Annotated in this window: 17 protein-coding genes and 2 pseudogenes; 14 read left to right on the top strand and 5 right to left on the bottom strand. The window is 65.9% G+C overall.

The genetic code is table 11. The features are described 5' to 3' along the window. Positions 1-18 precede the first annotated feature (18 nt). Together Sri02f_RS00220 and Sri02f_RS40985 are read left to right on the top strand one after the other, a co-directional pair. Positions 19-153: pseudogene (locus Sri02f_RS00220) on the top strand (transposase); the annotation flags it as partial. Beyond that, on the top strand, positions 98-313 hold the full coding sequence (locus tag Sri02f_RS40985) for a hypothetical protein (protein ID WP_159106617.1): 216 nt from the start codon (positions 98-100) through the stop codon (positions 311-313). The pseudogene Sri02f_RS00220 and the gene Sri02f_RS40985, both read left to right, overlap by 56 nt. A 119-nt stretch (positions 314-432) precedes the next feature. Here the strand turns inward: Sri02f_RS40985 and Sri02f_RS00215 are convergent, their stop codons facing one another. Both Sri02f_RS00215 and Sri02f_RS00210 read right to left on the bottom strand, forming a co-directional pair. Further along, complete coding sequence (locus Sri02f_RS00215; RefSeq protein WP_159106616.1) at positions 433-732, bottom strand: lactococcin 972 family bacteriocin; 300 nt, start codon at positions 730-732, stop codon at positions 433-435. 261 nt (positions 733-993) lie between these two features. Then, positions 994-2,448, bottom strand: a complete 1,455-nt coding sequence (locus Sri02f_RS00210; protein ID WP_108999037.1) for a glycosyltransferase family 39 protein — start codon at positions 2,446-2,448, stop codon at positions 994-996. 473 nt (positions 2,449-2,921) lie between these two features. Between Sri02f_RS00210 and Sri02f_RS00205 the strand changes: the two genes are divergently transcribed. From Sri02f_RS00205 to Sri02f_RS00185, 5 genes and pseudogenes are all read left to right on the top strand, one after another. Then, complete coding sequence (locus Sri02f_RS00205) at positions 2,922-3,218, top strand: lactococcin 972 family bacteriocin (RefSeq protein ID WP_108999036.1); 297 nt, start codon at positions 2,922-2,924, stop codon at positions 3,216-3,218. 193 nt (positions 3,219-3,411) lie between these two features. After that, a complete protein-coding gene (locus tag Sri02f_RS00200) occupies positions 3,412-5,472 on the top strand; it encodes a bacteriocin-associated integral membrane family protein (protein ID WP_159106615.1) in 2,061 nt (686 codons plus the stop codon). 40 nt (positions 5,473-5,512) lie between these two features. Next, positions 5,513-6,178: an ABC transporter ATP-binding protein gene (locus tag Sri02f_RS00195; RefSeq protein ID WP_108999034.1), complete on the top strand. Its 666-nt coding sequence runs from the start codon at positions 5,513-5,515 to the stop codon at positions 6,176-6,178. Between the two features lie 78 nt (positions 6,179-6,256). After that, positions 6,257-6,529: pseudogene (locus Sri02f_RS00190) on the top strand (transposase); the annotation flags it as partial. A 270-nt stretch (positions 6,530-6,799) separates the two neighbouring features. Further along, positions 6,800-7,534 (top strand): helix-turn-helix domain containing protein, encoded by a 735-nt coding sequence (locus Sri02f_RS00185; RefSeq protein WP_245970340.1) that lies wholly within the window; start codon positions 6,800-6,802, stop codon positions 7,532-7,534. A 161-nt stretch (positions 7,535-7,695) separates the two neighbouring features. Here Sri02f_RS00185 and Sri02f_RS00180 read toward each other — a convergent pair whose 3' ends face one another. After that, positions 7,696-8,325, bottom strand: coding sequence for a hypothetical protein (locus Sri02f_RS00180; RefSeq protein WP_108999033.1), 630 nt, complete (start codon positions 8,323-8,325; stop codon positions 7,696-7,698). A 207-nt stretch (positions 8,326-8,532) separates the two neighbouring features. Continuing rightward, positions 8,533-9,303: a hypothetical protein gene (locus Sri02f_RS00175; RefSeq protein WP_245970216.1), complete on the bottom strand. Its 771-nt coding sequence runs from the start codon at positions 9,301-9,303 to the stop codon at positions 8,533-8,535. Between the two features lie 434 nt (positions 9,304-9,737). Here Sri02f_RS00175 and Sri02f_RS00170 point away from each other — a divergent pair, with 434 nt between their 5' ends. The 4 genes from Sri02f_RS00170 to Sri02f_RS00155 all read left to right on the top strand — a co-directional run bounded on the left by Sri02f_RS00170 (position 9,738) and on the right by Sri02f_RS00155 (position 12,944). Then, a complete protein-coding gene (locus tag Sri02f_RS00170; protein WP_108999032.1) occupies positions 9,738-10,001 on the top strand; it encodes a helix-turn-helix transcriptional regulator in 264 nt (87 codons plus the stop codon). Between the two features lie 168 nt (positions 10,002-10,169). Beyond that, positions 10,170-11,021 carry a DUF6083 domain-containing protein gene (locus Sri02f_RS00165; RefSeq protein ID WP_108999031.1) on the top strand — a complete coding sequence of 284 codons (852 nt, stop codon included), beginning with the start codon at positions 10,170-10,172 and terminating at the stop codon, positions 11,019-11,021. Between the two features lie 156 nt (positions 11,022-11,177). After that, positions 11,178-11,348, top strand: coding sequence for a hypothetical protein (locus Sri02f_RS43795; RefSeq protein ID WP_307721015.1), 171 nt, complete (start codon positions 11,178-11,180; stop codon positions 11,346-11,348). 111 nt (positions 11,349-11,459) lie between these two features. After that, complete coding sequence (locus tag Sri02f_RS00155) at positions 11,460-12,944, top strand: UvrD-helicase domain-containing protein (protein ID WP_108999030.1); 1,485 nt, start codon at positions 11,460-11,462, stop codon at positions 12,942-12,944. Positions 12,945-13,195: 251 nt separating this feature from the next. On the opposite strand, the gene Sri02f_RS00150 is transcribed toward Sri02f_RS00155, so the two are convergent. Further along, positions 13,196-14,743 (bottom strand): type I restriction-modification system subunit M, encoded by a 1,548-nt coding sequence (locus Sri02f_RS00150; protein WP_108999029.1) that lies wholly within the window; start codon positions 14,741-14,743, stop codon positions 13,196-13,198. A 109-nt stretch (positions 14,744-14,852) separates the two neighbouring features. Here Sri02f_RS00150 and Sri02f_RS00145 point away from each other — a divergent pair, with 109 nt between their 5' ends. The 3 genes from Sri02f_RS00145 to Sri02f_RS00135 are packed head-to-tail and all read left to right on the top strand — an operon-like array spanning position 14,853 to position 18,332. Continuing rightward, positions 14,853-15,167: a trypco2 family protein gene (locus tag Sri02f_RS00145; RefSeq protein ID WP_108999028.1), complete on the top strand. Its 315-nt coding sequence runs from the start codon at positions 14,853-14,855 to the stop codon at positions 15,165-15,167. Between the two features lies 1 nt (position 15,168). After that, positions 15,169-17,331: a VMAP-C domain-containing protein gene (locus tag Sri02f_RS00140; protein WP_108999027.1), complete on the top strand. Its 2,163-nt coding sequence runs from the start codon at positions 15,169-15,171 to the stop codon at positions 17,329-17,331. Then, the gene (locus Sri02f_RS00135) at positions 17,328-18,332 is read left to right on the top strand and encodes an AAA family ATPase (protein WP_245970214.1); all 1,005 of its coding nucleotides are present in this window, start codon (positions 17,328-17,330) and stop codon (positions 18,330-18,332) included. The genes Sri02f_RS00140 and Sri02f_RS00135 overlap by 4 nt, the downstream gene beginning before the upstream one ends. Positions 18,333-18,342: the final 10 nt, after the last annotated feature.

Raw genomic sequence — 18,342 nt, 5'->3', positions numbered from 1 at the left:
TGACGTCAAGCAGATGAGAAGCGGAGCATCGTCACCGACACGATCGGCCTTCTCCTTGCCGTGCTGGTCACCGCGGCGAACGTGCAGGACTCCACCGTTGGCACCCAGCTCCTGGACCAAGTCGCCGCCGACCATCCCCGCATCCGCAAGGCGTGACGCGGGCGGCTATGTGGAGGTGGCACCCGCGCGGCGTGGCCGAAAGAAGCTGGACACGTCGCGTCTGTCGGTGTACTTCGGCGAGGAGGGCATGCGGCGGGCGGCAGCAGCGGAGGAGAGCGAACGGGAGACCGAGGCGGCCGACGGCCAGGGCTGACGCCGAGTCACCGGAGACACACAGGGGCACCCCCACCCCACCGGACGGACGAGGTGGGGGCGCCGCTGCGTGTGTGCCCTTGGCGAAGGCTCCACCCGGCAGCTACCTAGACTGCAGCCTCAGCCGCAGTCCACGTTCGGGTTGTAGTAGTAGTGCACAGCGCCCGTCTTCACCCGCGAGGCCAAAGACCACTGGCCCGGCGCCGTGCAGGCGCTGCGCGTGAGGCTGTCGCCGGTCTGAACTGACGACGTGTGCCCGTTCTGCGGGTGCTTGTAGTTCGACCAGGCGGTGTTGGCGCCCGAGTCGTAGCTCCACGTGCCGCCAGCGATGTTGACGGTCGTGGCAAGTGCCGGCGAGGCGGCAGCGAGCAGAAGGGCCGCAGATACGACGGCGGCCTTCACTCCTGTCCTTTTGTTCATGAATGACTCCCCTTTCACCATGATTTTTTGATGAGGACAAGTCAAGATCATGACGCGCAGAGTAGCCGCCGCACAACCCAATGTTTATGTGACCTATCCAACTGTATGCCGCATACAGCAGTGGCGAGTCGACCTTGACACTCTCGTGTCGCGAACGGGCAAAAGGCAAAGGAGCGGAGCCACAGGCATGAACTGCGGCTCCGTTGGGTTAGTTCCTATTTCCGGCACATCAGGCGGCGGAGGTCGTCAACGCAGTAACGATCAGCGGGCAGACGCGCGCCGCTCGTAGAGAGTGACCCTGCGGCCACGATCCTGCTTGTCGGCTACTGCCGTGAAGTACGATCCCAGCACGGAAATCTTCATCTTGTCCCGATCGGCTGTCACCGGTTTCGCCACCGTAGAAGCATCCCCGACCAGCAGGATCTGCTGCTGCAGCAGCATCGCAGCACGAATCTTCGCCGGATTGGCCTCCACGCCCTTCAGCGTTCCGGACCTCTCCGGGCTCTCGGTCAGGGCGATGTCATGGAGTCCGGCAAAAGCTCCTGGGGAGACCGATTTGACGTCTCTGCGGGCCGATGGGACGAACAGCACCGCACTGCCAGTCTTCTTCATCCGCTGTATGTCTGCTGCCACAGCCAGGACGTCGTCCACTCGACTTTCGGGAGAGCGTTTGGACAGTGACTGCGGCAACAGGGCCGCCATCGCCGCAGCGACCACCAAGGGCAAGATCCACACCGACAACCTCGGGAATCGAGGCGCTGCCGCCTGTACCGCTGAGCCGATGATTCCGCCAACCAACAGGGCGAGGCCCAGCATGCTAAAGAGGATGTAGCGGTCCAAAAACAACGGTTGGATCAGGGAAAGACCGATGAGGCCAAGCTGTGGCACTGCCAACAGCGGTAGCCCGACGGTGGCCAGCGACAACTGGCCGGCCCGCGGCCGGTCAAGCAGGGCTCCCACGCCACCGATCGCCAGCAGGACCGTCGGGCCGATCAGCATGTGCCAAGTCAGCGGGGGTATCCATGACACCTGCGCTGACTGGCCTTGGCTGAAGAGGATCAACGGCGACACGCAGGCCACAGCGACTGCAGAAGCTACCAACCAGCGACACCACAGCGCCCGCGATGTTCGGGACCAGGCCAGAGTCGCCAGGTGAGCCAGCAGAACCATGAGTGACAGCCAGTTAAGCGCTGCACAGATCAAGACAGTGCCGCCGTAAGCAGCCCAGTGCACCGCACGGGCGCGTCCCTGAAGCACAGTGATGAGCAGCAGAGTCGAGATGCCAACCCCGGCTGCCACAAGCGCATATGGCCGCCCTTCCTGCAAGTAGAACTGCACGGCCGGAAGCAACCCGAACGCCAGGCCGCCGGCCAAGCCTGCCCACGTGCCGGCAAGCCGCTGACCGATGACCGTGACACAGGCCGCTGCCACGCTCGTGGCCAGGACCGAAGGGAGGCGCAACGTCGTGGTGCCGGCTCCGAAACACTCGAACAGCACATGCATCAGCAGGTAGTAGCAGCCGTGCACGACGTCCACGTTCCCCAGCAAGTGCCATATCTCAGACGTGGAGCGCTGAGCTACGTTCCAGGTCGCGGCCTCGTCGCGCCAGACACTGTCTTGCCGAGACAGACCCCATGTGCCGAGGGCGAGTGTCCACAGCATCGGTATCAACCAGAGAGGGACGGGGCGACGCAAAACAACTGTGGGTGATGGCATGAAATGTGTTTCCGACCCTCATGTTGCGGTGCAATGACCGAATTGCCGGTCTGTGGACGTGTACTTCGGAACAGTGGCTGTCGCATACAGCGCTACGCGGCAGCAGCCGGACACGAAGCGTATGCACCGTAGCGCCCCAGCGCGGTCTGACCCGAAGTCGGGGTGATCCAGGGCGGCATCTCCACGACGAGATACCGCAGAGCCTGGCCTGCACTCCGACGACTCTTTTTCGCCAACCTGTCTCGGCCAGAGGGCGCGAAAGATTCTGCGACCCAGAGGTTCAAGGTGACCCAGGACCTCTCTGCGTGCGGCGCGTACCACCAGGTCCATGCCCATGCCAATCGGCGCGCGGATAGCTGTACATCTCACCTGGTTACGTAGATCACATAAGCGCAAGGTTGCGCACCGGCTACCCTCCGCGTCAAGATCTTGACCTGTCCTGATCAAAATCATGGTGAAAAGGGGAATCATTCATGAACAAGAGGACTGGGGTTAAGGCCGCCCTGGCATGCACCGCCATCATTTTCGCCGCGGCCACGCCGGCGATGGCCATCACAGTCGACCGTGACGGAGGCAAGTGGAGTTACGACGAGGGCGCCAACAGTGCCTGGTCGAACTTCAAGCACCCGAATAACAAGCACGCGTCGTCGGTGCAGAACAATGACCAGATCTCCCGTAGCGGCTGCACGGCGGCGGGGGTGTGGTCCCTGGCGTCGATACAGAAGGGCTCCAGGAACAACATCAGCTTCTACTACAACCCGAGCTGTTAAGCGTTCATCGAGGTCTATGCCGGTCGGCGGCACGCTGCCTTTGAACGGCTAGCTCGACTCGGCTGTGGAGGCGGATCATCTCGCCTCCACAGCCATTTCCTACCGGTCTCTTTCTGAACGCGCCCGGCGAGGCGCCCTGATTTTTAGGTATCCGATGCTGCATCGAGGCATAAGATTCGTCCACGCTGCCGTCTTGGTCTTCTCAGCAGCGCTGGCTTTTCTGCTCGTGCAAGCGCTGGATGAGAGCGAACCGCTGGGTAATTCTGCTCTGGTTTACGCGCTCGATTCCGATAACTCAGTGAACAGTACGCAAGTTATCCAGGCCATCACGTCATTCTCGCATGAACATCATGTAGTGGTCGCTCGCGAGATATCCGACCTGCACGATCCCGACGGTCTTCGGCACCTGTATATGACTTCGGGTGCCACGGACGCCACTGCAGCGGATTGGCTAAAAAAGGGATACCCGGAATTCAGCAGGAACTATAAGACTCGCGTGCATCCTATCTCAGAGATCGCGCAACGCGATCCACGCGGAATGTATTACGTGTTTGGCTCCTCTGAGGCTGGCGTTGACTTGAAATCCGAGCTCGATGGGCTCGGTCTGGTCACCAGCGTGTCTCATCCCCTCTCGTACAGCGAACTGGCTGATCAGTATTCGGGCGATCCTCTGCTGTTGGCCTTTTACGCTGTCGCTCTCGCGGCGCTGACGCTGACAGGCGCGAGCGTGCTGCTCAGCGCGAAGTCGTACGGGGTGCTTCGCATGCAGGGAATGTCGCTGGCAGATATCCTGATTCGCGATCTCCGCCAGTTGGTTCTGTTCTGGTTCCTGACGGCCGGCATCGTAGGCAGCGCGGCACTCGCTTTCCTGGGCTTTTACAACGGCCTTGCCTGGCTGGGGCTCTTCGCTTCCATAGCCGCAGGAATCGCCGCCCTCCTAACCACCGTCGTGCTGGTTACCCATGCCGCCGCTCTTGCTCTGACCTCCAAGGTCGGCATACTTCGCGCACTGAAAGGTGAGCTGCCTTCGCGTTCGGCATCCGTCAGCGTCTACCTCGTACGCATCCCTGCTCTGCTACTCACTCTCAGCATTGCCACGGATGTCACTCTGGCTGCTCGCGATGTCATGGCGCGTCAAGAGAACCGTGGTGTCTACCAAGAGGTAGGCGATGCCGTTTCGCTCCGCCTCAGCGGTGCTTACGCGGCACATTTGGATGAAATGGACAGGCGGCTGGGGCCTTGGCTAAGGAACGCGGACAGAAAAGGCGAGGTGATCGTTGCGGGACGCCGGGATCTTCAGATTTCTGCCCCAGGTGCGAACTTGCCTTCCGGTGAATTCCTCATCGTCAACGACACCTATCTGAGTAAGCAGCCAGTTTTTGACCCAGCGGGACGCCGATATGAATCGGAGGCCGCGAGCGCCAAGGTACCTGACTCGCGCCCTGTTCGACTCATCATTCCCGAATCGCTCGGTCCCCATTCGCAGGCAATCGCCAAAGCTGCCTCCCAGATAATTGACCCGGCTCAGCGTCGGAATATTCCTACCGAGACGCTCAAAAGCAGGGTGAACCAGCGCCTGTTCGGCTATAATTCCGGCGCTCAGGTTTACAACTCGGCATACGGTCCGACGGAGGACAGATCCTTCGTCCGTAATCCCATTCTCATTGTCGTACCCAATGGTTCTCGCTTCCTAACGAACGACGCCTACGATACATATGCGTCTCAAGACGGCGTGATCTTCCCCGACCCTGATGACGCCTTTAAGTCCATCGAAGCGCAGAAGTTGCAGACGTACATAACGGCGGTCAGCCCAGTAGGTCAGAAAGTCGCCCGAGACTACAAGAATTCGGTCGGCGAGCTTCGGCTGCAAATCTTCAATCTTATTGCCGCTATGGTGGTGCTACTTGTGGCCGGCGTCGGCATCTGCATCATCTACTCACGCAAGAATGCGCAGAGTATCTTCGCGCAACATGTGAGCGGCTGGAGATATGTCGCCACTCATCGCTTCATCCTCGCCGTAGAAGTGGCTATTGCTGCCGTGTTCGCCACGCGAGTTCCATTCGAGGCATGGCAGCAGAACCGAGAGCTGGACAAGTTCGCTGCTTCGGGTGCACCCGCCCCCTTCCAACCCACTCACATCACTGCACTGGATCTCGGTGTCATCACGAGCATCGTCGTCCTCGAGCTCGGTGCGGTGCTTATCGCTCTCGCATTCTTCCACCGACGAGTCATCAAGGAAGCGGCAGCGGCATGAGTCACTCAGTCCCAAGAATATTGCCAGTCCGGAGTGCGCTGTGATCGAAATCGCCAATCTCTCCAAATCCTTCGGCAATCGAGCTCTGTGGCGGGATGTCACCTTTACCGTAAATCACGGTGAGATGCTTGCTCTCGTAGGGCCGAGCGGCTCAGGTAAGTCAACTCTTCTCAATTGCCTCGGATTGCTCGACAGGCCAAGCTCCGGAACGATTCGATACGAAGGCAAGGAAATCACCGGATTTAATCGACGTGAAATCCGTAGATTCCGCCGTGACACTCTTGGCTACCTGTTCCAGAACTATGCCTTGATAGAGAACGCGACAGTCGCGGAAAACCTAGAAGTGGCCGTGAAGCCGCGGAAATGGTTGCGCACCAAGAGCAGCACGGCTATTTCTGATTCCCTGGACCGAGTCGGTCTGTTGGGGCGGGAAAAAGAGACAATCCACCACCTAAGCGGTGGAGAACAGCAGCGCGTAGCGCTCGCCCGTCTCATCATCCAGCAGCCGAGCCTGGTTCTCGCGGACGAACCGACCGGTGCTCTCGACGAGGCCAACACCGTTGTTGTCGTCGACATCCTCCGTGACTTGAGCAGAGCGGGATGTGCCGTGGTCATCGCAACCCACGATGACCACGTCCGCGACCGATGCGACGCTGTGTTCGCTGTGCATGAGTCCTCTCTCGTAAGCACAGCTGAGACGGCTTGACCACCACTGGCTTGGGCGCAAGTTCAGATAATGTAGCCAGCCCTGTCTGCCTCAAGGTTGAGGGCGCCTCGGCAGCGGGGCCGCCTCGACGTCGACCGGCTGCGGACCGCGCTGGCCGGCCTGCCGCTGCCGCGCGCCACCGACGGCCGCCTGGTCCTCGCGGTGGACGTCTCTCCGTGGCGGAGGCCGGATGCGGCGACTTGCCCGGACCGGTCGTTCTGCCACACCTACGGCCGCGGCGACGCCAAGCACCAGATGATCCCCGGCTGGCCGTACTCGTTCGTCGTCGCGCTGGAGGCCGGCCGGACCTCGTGGACGGCCGTACTGGACGCGGTGCGGCTGACACCCGGCGCCGGCGGCGCGCTCCGAGCTGCGGCAGCTGGCCCGCGGCCGGCGAGCCGTCCAGGCCGCGTGACCGCGCGCCTCGGGCGACCAGGAGCCCGAGGTTGCGCCAAGGGCTGCGCCCGACCTTGCGCTGGATGTCGCGCCAAGGGCTGCGCTAGGTGTTGCGCGGCCCGCAGGACCGTCCCCGTATCCGCGCAGATCACCGGACGGTTTTGCCGTGGTCGGCCCGCTGACCGATACCGGACGTGCCACCCTGACTTCCAGGCAGGAGAGCTGATGCCGCTCCCACGCCGCCACGGCCGCCCCCGGCAACAGGGCGCACCCAGCGAGGCGGCCCGCCTCGCTGACCGGCTCCAGCAGGCCGGCTTCACCAAGCGGGACATCGCCCGCATCATCGACCGCGACCCCTCGCTGGTCTCGCAGTTCTACACAAAGAACAAGGGCGCGGCCTTCGTCACCGCCCTTCGCGAAGTCCTCGCCGCCGTCGAAGCCGGCGGCATCACCGATCTGCCCGAACTCGCCGCTATCGCCTCCCGCCACACCGCCGCCTCCGGTGCCCCGTGCCCGAGTCCGCAGCGAAGCCGTCCTGATCACCGCCACTGGCTCCGGGACCGGCCGGGTCGGTGCCCAGGCGATCGCCTCCGGCTCCGCCCGCTGATCGCCGAAGCCACTCGCCTGGGGCTGCGCCTGGCCTTCACCGTCCGCCTGGCCAAGACCGCCTATCTGCACCCCTCCGGCAGCCGTACCGATTCACCCGGCATCCGCCGTGACGTCATCCAGCGCACCGATCACACCGAAGAACGCTCCTACGGCTCCGCCCAGACCGGCGGCTTCGACGCCGCCGACTTCGCCCGCCGCGTGGACGCGGCAAGCGGTGACGTGACCGCCGCAGTCCACCAATGGCTCGTGGAGGGAGCACGTATCCGAGCGGACGCGCAGATCATCCACCTCGAGGTGCGAACCTGGCGGCCGCGCTGCGACACCACGCCCTTCTCGGCTGTTCAGCGGTGACAGGACTATGGGCGGCTCCTGTGGCGCGGGCCCACCACGGTACTGCACTTGGAATGGCGCGGCGGGAGTGTGGCGCGCGCAGGCATGCCAGCCACACTCGGCCTACAGGGGTTTTGACGCCGGGGCCGAACTCTGCGGCTTCAGCGGGCCGCGTCTTCGGGCTACGCCTCGGCCTGGGCCGTAGTTGTCGCCTCCGGCGCCTCGGGGCTGGTGTAGTAGACCGAGGAGCCCTGCTTGGTGCGCTGTGCCTGGTTCTTGGCCACGAGGCCTTCCAGCGTCGTACGCACCACGGTGGCCTTGACCGCGCGCTCGGGATGCTGCTGTCCCAGGGCGGTGGTGATCTCGGCCGCCGAGCGAGGCTCGCCCTGGCCGGTCAGGTGTGCCCGCACGAGCTCCACCAACGTGGGTGCAGCCGTCGGCGCGGCTGATTGTGCAGCGGTGGTCTTCTTGCTGGCCCGCTTCTTCGCAGGTGCGGCTTTCCCCGCCGGCGCGGTCTTCTTCGCCTTTGCCTGCTTGGGCGCACCGGATGCGGCCGCAGCCTTGTTGCGGGGCGCGGGCACCGCCGTGACAGGCTCAGCCTCGGGTGCATCGGACGCCGCGGGGATGCCGAGGGCCTGCTGGAGGCTCACCAGGATGGTGTGATCGTGCTGTAGGGCGGTCAGCTTCTCCTGCAGTGCTTCGATCTCACTGCTGAGGCGTTGTTGTTCCTTGAGGTTGCGCTCCAGGTCGCCAGTCACCTGGGCGCTGTACTGGGAGGTCAACTCGGTCGTCTGGGCAGTGGTTTCGGACATGATGCTTGCGCCCTTTCTGTGTTCAGCCGCTGATGAGCGGCGCTCTCATGGCGTACGCGATATCAAAGGCTCATGCTGTGCAGCCTGCTGGCGCGGAGTGCAGCGGCAGTTGCTGTCGCATAGCTGCGTTGTAGCGATAGTACGGAAGCCGGCCGCGTTGTTCTCGCTTGTATGGCTGAGATGTGTGGGGCGGGCTCCGGCGGCGGGTTATAGCGCTGGCCTGCTTGCGGGAGGGAGGGGGAGCTGGTGATGCGATGCAGGTTTCCAGTGCACCTCGTCGGTGTCCCTTTGATGCTGCCAGGCTGCCAGGGTTCCGTTTGCCGCGAGCCGGTCGAGAAGTTCTCCCGTCTGCTGACAGGAGTGTCCGCACAAGCGGGAGATGACAGTCATGTCGGCGCTGATGCCGGACAGTCCGGTGTGGGCTGCCAGTACCAGGGCCGTCAGACGTTCCGCCGGCGCAGCCGTCGACGGCACGGTCAGGGGGGCAGGCTGCAGGGCCCAGTGAGCGGCCCGCCGGCGAGCCCCGCGGCTGGGGGCCTGATCCAGGATGGCGTCGTCCAGTAGCCGGACCCGCATGACTGCGGCGCGGGCGGTGGGCAGTTCGAGCCAGCCGTCCCGGGCCAGTTCCTGCCACACCTCGGCGCGCCGGTACAGACGCATGCCGCGCAGCAGCCCGGCCGCCAGCCGGGCGTGGCCCTCGGCGTCGGCGCGCAAGGCGCATTGCACAGCGAGCAGCCGGGCGGCGGGAGAGGTGACGCAGCCGAGCGCGGACGCGAGGTAGGTGAGCATCTCCCGCACTCGCCGGGCCTCATTGTGCAACTGCCGCCGCGCCGGGGGAGGAGAGGCTGCGGGCCGCTCGGGGGCGAGCACCGTCTCGGGCACGGCAGCGGTGCGGCTGGTCGCGGCCGCGCAGGCCCCGCACGCATCGGCGAGCCGCCAGATGCGGCCGCTGCGGTCCCGTGTGAGCGTGAGCAGCACCGGTCCGGCGCACCCGCGGTGCCGCGGGTGCCATGCGCATCCCCGTTCACGGCACTGACAGATCCGCAAGTGCCGGGGAAGAGCGTCGGCGCGGGCATGGCAGGCCAGATGTGCCAGCGCGGCGGAGCGCGCTGAAGCGGCCGCGGAAAGCGGGGGGTGGGCGGTGCAGTGAGGGCAGACGAGGCGCGGGCCGTCCGCCTGCGCCCGCAATTCCACCGTCCAGATACGCCGCACTGCCTGATGCGCGCCGCCAAGCCTCATTGGCTGGTCGTCCTCCCGTCTGCCTACGCCGCGATGACCGCTGCCCGGCCGTGGGAGCCGGAGACCCCGGCACGCTAGTGCAGATCCCTGCACTGCAAACGTCACTCTCGCCCGGACAGATAGTGCAGAAGTCTGCACTGACAGGGCAGGGGTCTGCACCGTCGGATGGTGGGGTGACGATCTTGCCGCCCGACCCCGACTTCAATGCGCTGCGCATCGAACTCGCGCGCCTGCGGGGCGAGCGCGGCTGGACCTTTGACGAACTCGCCAGCCGCAGCGGCCTGGCCCGCCGCACCCTCATCGACCTAGAGCACGGCCGCACCACCGGCAGCCTCACCACCTGGCACACCCTCGCCCACACCCTCGACGTCTCGCTCGAGAACCTGATGGGCAGCCTCTGCACCGGCCACACCCCACCCGGTACGCAAGGCCCCTGACCCCTCACGCGACCGGGCGAACACCGCGCAACAAATCACCCGGACCGGCGAGCCGAATAGAACCTCCAGTCGACCAGTAGTCCACACGTTCGCTGCGATTAGGCCAGCCGGGCGACCCGCCTGCCGACGCGTTGCGTACTGCCGCACCCCGCCTGGCACGGTCCACGCATGTGCCCCCACCCCCACCCCGCACACCGCCACTGGGACGGCAGCCCTCGCACCACACACCCGCGCCGCCCACTGCGGGTATCCGCCACCAGCCCCAGCCGCCTGCTGCGCACCGGGCAAAGCGGCCACTGCCGCCGATGCGGCAACCGCATCGACATCTACCAACGCACCGACCAGCAGCCCGTCGCCCTGCATCCTGCCGAACTAGCCAGCGACCACGTCCCCGAAGTCTGCCGCTGGCACCTGAGCGAAGGCGTCGCCCACCCGCACCACGACAACAGCACCTGGTGTCGCATCTCCCACCATGTCATCTGTCCCCGCCACACCCCCGCCCCGCATCTGGGGCCACACCTTCAAGCCCTGCGCCGTCAGCTCTCCCTGCTCACCCGCCGCCTCATCGACACCGGCGCCCTCCCTGCAATCCCGACCGCCACCCCGCGACCGGTCACGGCCGCCGCCATCCCCGCCCGCCCCATCGTGCAGCTGCTCCTCAGCCGCTACCTGGCCGGCAGCCCCGTCGAAGACATTCAATGCGTGACCCAGACCCGCCGGCGCCAGCGCTGCCCCCGCCCCGTACGCGACCCGAGCCTCCCGGCCGGCCGCTGGAGACTGCTGCCCACCGGCCCCAGGCGCGGCCAACTCACCCTGCCCACCCAGCTGATGGCCGTCTACGACCTCGGTCACCTCCCCTACGCCGAACAACTGCGCTGGCGCTCCCAGCGCTGCCCCGCCCATGAGACGGCCCTCGGCGCCGCCGACCTCGCCCTGACCGGATGGCAGGTCTTCGACCCCCTCCTGCACGCAGCACACATCCACACCCGCCTCCCGCACCCCCACAGCGCACGGAGGTGACAATGCCGCACCACGCCCTAGAGATCACCCTGACCTGCCCTCTCTCACCGGCGGCCCTGCACCACGCCGCCCGCAGGCTGCCGCTCGCCGCGAACCACGACGCCACCCGCCGCCCGCCGACTGCGGCACCGGCTCGGCGAGCAGCTGCCCATCGACGTGATCACCACGCACTATCCCGACACCGACGACAAGGTGCTTCTCAACGTCGCCTTCCCGCCCTCCGTGCACGCCGCCCTCGCAGCCGCAGTCCGCTGTGAGGGCCAGAGACCAAAACGAGCGGTGGAACTGGACGTACGCCGGGCCCTGGACGAACACGCCGACCAGTGAAACCGACCGCCTCGCCCGGGCGGTACGCCAACTGTTGGCCCACACCACCCCCGCCTACCTGTTGGCCGCCGTCGGGCAGGTACTCACCCCACTCCTCGAAAGACCCACCCCATGAAGCCCACCGACGAACAGACGGCAGCAGTCGACGCCTTTTACGCCGGCCACCATCTCGCACTGCAGGCCGGCGCGGGCACCGGGAAAACCGCCACCCTCACACTGCTCGCCCGCACCACCCAACGCCGCGGCCGCTACCTCGCCTACAACCGCGCCATCGCCCAGGACGCCACCGCCCGCTTCCCCAGGAACGTCTGGTGCAAGACCGCCCACGCGCTGGCCTACGCCGCCATCGGCCACCGCTACCGCCCACGCCTGGGCGCCCCCCGCCGCCCCGCATGGCAGACCGGTCACGCCCTCGGAATCACCAAAGCCATCCGCATCGACGAACGCGACCTCTCCCCAAAGGCCCTCTCCTACGCCACCCTGCGCACCGTAGCCCGCTTCTGCCACACCGCCGACCCCTACATCACCCACCACCACGTCCCCCACCTGCGAGGACTCGAAAACAAAGACCTCCACGCCCAACTCGCCGCACATATCACGCCCTTCGCCCGCAAGGCCTGGGCCGACCTTCAGCAACCCGACGACGGCGCGGTCCGCTTCGACCACGACCACTACCTCAAGATCTGGGCCCTCACCCACCCCAAGATCAATACCGACTTCCTCCTCCTGGACGAAGCCCAAGACACCAACCCCGTCGTCGAACAGATCGTCCTCGCTCAACGCGACCACGCCCAGCTCGTCATGGTCGGCGACTCCGCCCAGGCCATCTACGACTGGCGCGGCGCCAAAGACGTCATGACCACCTTCGACGGCACCCGGCTCGCCCTGTCACGCTCCTTCCGCTTCGGCCCCCAGCTAGCCCAAGAGGCCAACCGGTGGCTTGCCCTCGCCAACGCCCCCATCCGCCTCACCGGCACTGAAACCGTGCCCACCGAACTCGGCCCCCTCAGCCGACCCGACGCAGTGCTGTGCCGCACCAACGTCGGCGCCATGGCACAAGCCATGGACCTGCTCACCACCGGATACCGAGTCGGACTGGCCGGAGGAGGGGACACCCTGCGCGCGCTGGCCCTAGCCGCTCGCGACCTCAAAGAAGGCCACCGCACCAGCCACCCCGAACTACTTCTCTTCCCCTCCTGGGGCACTCTGCAGGACTATGCCGCCCACGACCCGGCCGGACGCGACCTCCAGCCCCTGGTCGACCTCGTCGACACCCACGGCACGGACGCCATCCTCAACGCTGTCGCCCAGCTGGCACCCGAACAACAAGCCGAGGTGACCGTTTCCACCGCACACAAAGCCAAAGGCCGAGAATGGGACCGCGTGAAGATCGCCGATGATTTCACCCCGCCCAAGGACAGCGACCTGCACGACGAGGCCGGCCGCCCCCTGCCCGGTCCAATCGACGACGCCGAAGCCCGTCTCGCCTACGTAGCCGTCACCCGCGCCCGCCACCGACTCGACATGGACGGGCTGTCCTGGATCCACGACCACCCTGACGGGATCCGCGAGCGCCCTCGTCAGACCGACCGCTGAACCGGCCATGACGATGCCACCCAGCTCCTGCCCTTGCTGGACGCGGTCGCATCCATCCGAAGTCTGAGGGACGCCCCCGCCGCGAGCCTCGGCGACTGTACGAGACCGGGCTACGACTTCGACAAGTCCCGCGTCAGGAGGTTCGGGTGTCTCAGACTGCTTGCCATCTCAGCGAACGGGCCGAATGAAGGTTGCTCGGCGCGCTGGGTCCTGCCCCAGATGTCTCACGAACCATCGAGGAGTTCAACGAACTACCGGTAACTCCGCCCATCGAAGATTGCGTACAGGTCCCTCATGAGACCGGCGGGGCCGGGTGTCGGATCCGGGGCGATCAGAGAGGCGGGCTCGATGTACAGCCCCGGGATCAGGGCGTAGTCATGCTCGCGTACTGTCGCGACGCTCGCCGAGAAGCAAAAGTCGGGTTCGTCGTGGTAGTGCGAATCTGTGCCGCGCCAGGCAAGGTAGACACCGGCGATCTTTGCGAGGTTGGCGTCCGTCAACACACGCTCTCTTTTGCTGGCCGCTGTGCCCATCTCATGAGCGTCAATGAACAGGATCTGGCCGCGTCGGTCCGCCAGTCTCTTCGCGGATTGCGCGGACTTGTCCTTGGCGAGAATCCAGAGACAGGCCGAGATGCGAGTCGTGTGGAAGAGCTGGGGTGGCAGGGCCACAATGCACGCGACGAGGTCGTCCTCCACCATCGCTTGGCGGATCTCGCCCTCGGCGTTCCGCGCGGATCTGATTGAGCTGTTGGTCAGGACGACTGCAGCAGTTCCCTGGTCACCCAATTTCGCAACCACGTGCTGGAGCCACGCGAAGTTGGCGTTGCTTGCCGGGGGTACCCCGTACTTCCAGCGAGAGTCGGCCACGTCCCTCGCCCAGTCGCTGACGTTGAACGGAGGATGAGCCATGACGAAGTCAGCTCTGAGGCCTGGATGTTGGTCATCGCTGAGGGAGTCGCCACGGCGCACCGTATGGTCGCCCCGGACGCCGTGGACGGCGAGGTTCATCATGGCCAGACGCCAGGTACGCTCGTTAATTTCCTGACCGAAGACGGAAATGTGGCCCTCGGCCGGGTCGGCTCCTCCGAACTGGGCTGCCTGGGTGAGCATGCTGGCGGAGCCGCACACCGGGTCGTACACCCGCCCTGCCTGGGGCGACAGCATCTCCACCATGAGTCGGGCTACGGACCGCGGGGTGTGGAATTCGCCGCCCCGCATGCCCTCGGCCCTCGCGAATTGGGCGAGAAGGTACTCGTACACCTGCCCCTGCGCGTCCCGCGCCGACCCGTCTGCGATGCCTCCCAGGCGCACGTCACCTATGAGATCGATGAGTTCGGCCAGACGTTTCTGGTCGATGTTGTCGCGGTCGAAGACCCTCGGGAGAACCCCGGCCAGGGCGGTGTTGCCCTGCATGACCGCGTCCATCGCCGCGTCGAGGACTCTGCCCGCGTCCGTGTTCCTGGCGTTGGCCGCGATCCAGGACCAGCGGGCGGTCCTCGGTACCCAGAAGACACCGGCGCCGGTGTAGTTGGCAGGGTCTTCCACCAAGTCGTCGCGCGGGTCCCCTGTGAGATCCTCGCCGACGAGCCCTTCAACGAGGTCGTTGCGGCGCTCGTCGAAGGCGTCGGAGAGGTACTTCAGGAAGACCAGCCCGAGTACCAATTCCTTGTACTGAGAGGCATCGATGGAGCCGCGCAGTTTGTCGGCGGCCCTCCAGAGGGTGGCCTGAATCTCCTTAGGGGTGGAGGCGGCCAGCAACTTGCGGTGCTCGGCGGACATCCTCTCGCGTGACACCATGTCGTGATCACCCCCTCTCCCGTTTGATTGTTCCACGATCGATGCCCGGGGTGTCTGACGAGCGTTGTAACGTACCGATGACCTACTGATTTTAGAACCGGGGGTGGGGATGGCGACGAGCGGTGTGGCTGCGGCCATCGAAGAGCTGCGGCAGGAGCTGTATCAGGCACAGGCGCTCGGTGCCAGCCAGCAGTTCGCCTTCGGCGTGGAAGAGGCGGAGCTCGAACTCCAACTCGAACTGCGCAAGTCCGCGAAGGGCGACGGCAAGCTCTCCTTCGGTGTGGTCGCCGTCGGTGCGGGCGGCGAGCGGTCGACCGTCCGTACTCACAAGCTCACGCTGAAACTCTCCGTCAAGGACAGGGCCCTTGGCGGCGCGAGTCTTGAGATTGGAGACGACGAGTCCGGGTCGCTGGACGAGGATTGACATGGATCCGCGCAGACTTGCGTTGATCCGTAGCGGAGGCGTCGGTGAGGGGCGCGTTACCATCGGCTCCGGCTATCTGATTGCTCCGCGGCTGGTGCTGACCGCGCGTCATGTACTGCTTGATCGGGTCACCGAAACGTTCTGGCCGAAGATCACGGTACGCCTCGGTCACGAGCGTTACGGCGCGCTGACGAAGGCGGGTGCGGAACTGGTCTGGGAGCACCCGGACGGCCTGGACGTCGCGCTCCTGCGCATCGATCAGCCGATCGACGTGAGTGACGCCGTTCGCTGGGGCCGCCCCGCGGGGATCGCACCACTGCCGTATGAGGGGTTGGGCTATCCCTGGGCCGCCAAGAACCGGGAGAGACGGGAACCGGAGTATTTGCGCGGTGTCTTGCCGGCCCTCTCGGGCGGCCAGGGGCGCTACATCCTGGACCAGTCTCCGGCCCCCCTCCCCCGTGTTGGCGACGGGAACGCATGGGGCGGAGCATCGGGGGCCGCGATCTTCTGCGGCGGCCATCTAGTCGCCGTCGTGACCCAGGAGGACGACGCGTACGGCGCCCGCCGGCTGATCGGCCTACCGGTGTCCTCCTTCGCCATGGACGACGATTTCATGTCCCACGTGGAGGAACACACCGGTGGGTGTCCCCAGGTGAGTGCGGTCGGCGCGCCTCTGCCCAAGGCGGGGCCCGCCCCTCAACGCACGCCTGCTGAACGTGAGTTGGAGAAGCTGCTCGCCCCGCTGTTCCCGGATCCGGCAGCCCGTATCGGTCATGCGAAGGATCTGGCCCGTGCCCTGGGCTACGAGGCCGAAGGGTACGAGCCCGGCATCGCGGACCTTGCGGCGCTCGTGACGGCACATCCCCGCGCGCTCGCGACGCTTGCTGAAGCCCTCGTCCGGGCCGCGGGCACCGTCTCCGCAGCTCTCACCCGGCTCCTGTCACGGGCCAGAGTGCTCGTCGAACACGGGCTGCTGCTCTCCGCGAACGAGTACGACGACCTTCTCGGCCTCCTGCGCGGTGTCTGTGACATGGATCCGACGCTGCTGCCCGAATCGGCCCGTGAGGCACTTCGCTATGTCGTACTGCCCGCACCACTGACCCGTTCACGGCTCGATGAGGATCACCTCCCCGACGTGATCAAGTCCATGGAGGGCCTGTTCGATAGTGAGACCGTCCCCGAGGGCACTCCTTCGGTACCCGCGCTGCTGCGGCTCGTCGAATACGTAGCGGCCGGCGCCGACGAGTTGGGCGCCGGGCTGCGTGCGTGGTCAGAGGCGGTCGTCGAGCGGCTCGGTATTCATCCCCACGCCTTGGGCGAGCGGCGGGCGGACGCCACCCTCTGGGCGAAGCAGCCGGCCTCTCCGGTGTCGCGGCTGGTGATGGAGCTGCAACGCGACGACGCGGCAGGGGACGAGCGGTACCGGTGCCGGATTCTGTTGGCGCGCGACGATGGTTCGTACCGGGTGCTGGAGCCAGGGGAGTCGGCATCCAAGACGCCGCAGGAGGTGGCGAGCAGCCTGAACGAGGCGGTCCTTTCCGTCCGGCAGGAGCCCGGGCAGCGCGACCGCGCGCCCTGGGTGACTGTAGAGGTGAGCATGGACGCACTACGGTACGCCGTCGATGAATGGGTTCCCGGAACGGCAAACGACATTATTCCGGCCCGGCCGATCGGAGCGGACTACCAAGTTTCCCTGAGCTGCCCCGAGCTCAGCGATCTGATACCAGGACGCGAGGGCGACCAGGAACGCCGCTGGAAGATGGGACGAGGAGCAACCCTCGTCGTCCCCCCGGCATGCAACAGCAGGGATCGGCTGGTGCACCTGCTGAGGACCGAGCACCGAGACACCGCGCGGGTGGTCCTCCACGGCCCCGCCGACGAACGGAAGCGCTGGCTGCTGGCCACGCTCGGTCTGGGTGTCCCGGTCGTGCTCTGGGACAGAGAGGCGGACGGTCATCAGGATGCGTGGAAGCTGGAGAGCCTGGCCTCTGCAAGCGACCTGGAAGGACTACCCGAACGGGTCCGCCACTTGAGGAGCGAAGCGGCGGCCGGCCCGGCGGAGCGTCGGGCGAAACCATCTCTGGTCTGGGAGCCGGAAAGCCGCCGCCCGAGGACCGAGGCGTTGCAATTGACCGATCCATCGAGAGGAACGAACGCGTCGTGACCACCTCGGAGCCCCTGGACGGACGTGTCTCCGCAGACGCCGAGAACAGTGCCTGGAGGCTGTTCCACGGCGACGGAGAACGCCGGGAGATCCCGTTCCCCGCGGCTCCGCCGTGGCGTCGCTTCGCCCCTCTGGAACCCATAAACAGTGCCGAGGTCTCCCGCCCGCGGCCCTACCTCATCGACCGCGACGAGGCCGACGTGGTGAACGCGGCGCTCCACCTGCGTCGGCCCCTCCTGGTGACCGGGCAGCCCGGAACGGGCAAGTCGTCGCTGGCCCATGCCGTCGCCCACGAACTCGGGCTCGACCGCGTCCTGCAGTGGCCGGTGAACAGCCGCTCCACCTTGCAGGACGCCCTCTACCAATACGACGCCGTCGCCAGACTGCGCGAGGCGACGCTGAGACGCGACACAGACGAAGACGGCACGGCACCTGACATCGGCCAGTACATCCGGCTCGGCCCTCTGGGCAGCGCACTCGTTTCCCGGAAACGCCCACGGGTGCTGCTCATCGACGAGTTGGACAAAGGCGACGTCGACCTCCCCAACGACCTACTGACCGTCTTCGAAGAAGGCGAGTTCGCCATCCCCGAACTCTCCCGCCTGAACGACGGCGGCATGCCCGTCCACGTTCAGACCGACGACCCGGACACGACCGCACCAGTCACACGCGGTCGCGTCCGATGCAGTGAGTTTCCAGTCGTGATCATCACCAGCAACGGCGAACGCGACTTCCCCCCGGCCTTCCTGCGGCGCTGCGTCCGTCTCGACCTTCCCGACCCCGACGAGCGGCGCCTGCGGGAGATCGTCGCCGGACATCTCGGCCCCGACGCCCTCGACGGCGCGGACGACCTGCTTCGCGAGTTCCTCGGAAGGCGCGCCACGGGCGAACTCGCCACAGACCAACTGCTCAACGCCGTGTTCCTGCGCAAGGGCGGAGTGGACCTCGACGCGAAATCGCTTCTGGAGGCCGTACTGCATCGCCTCGGCGGAGCTGTGTGACGCCGTGCTC

It is taken from the genome of Streptomyces rishiriensis (assembly GCF_003112535.1).
In the GTDB taxonomy this organism is placed as follows: Bacteria; Actinomycetota; Actinomycetes; order Streptomycetales; family Streptomycetaceae; genus Streptomyces; species Streptomyces rishiriensis.
The sequence above is the reverse complement of the archived record's forward strand: the minus strand, read 5'-3'. Positions and strand labels throughout refer to the sequence as shown.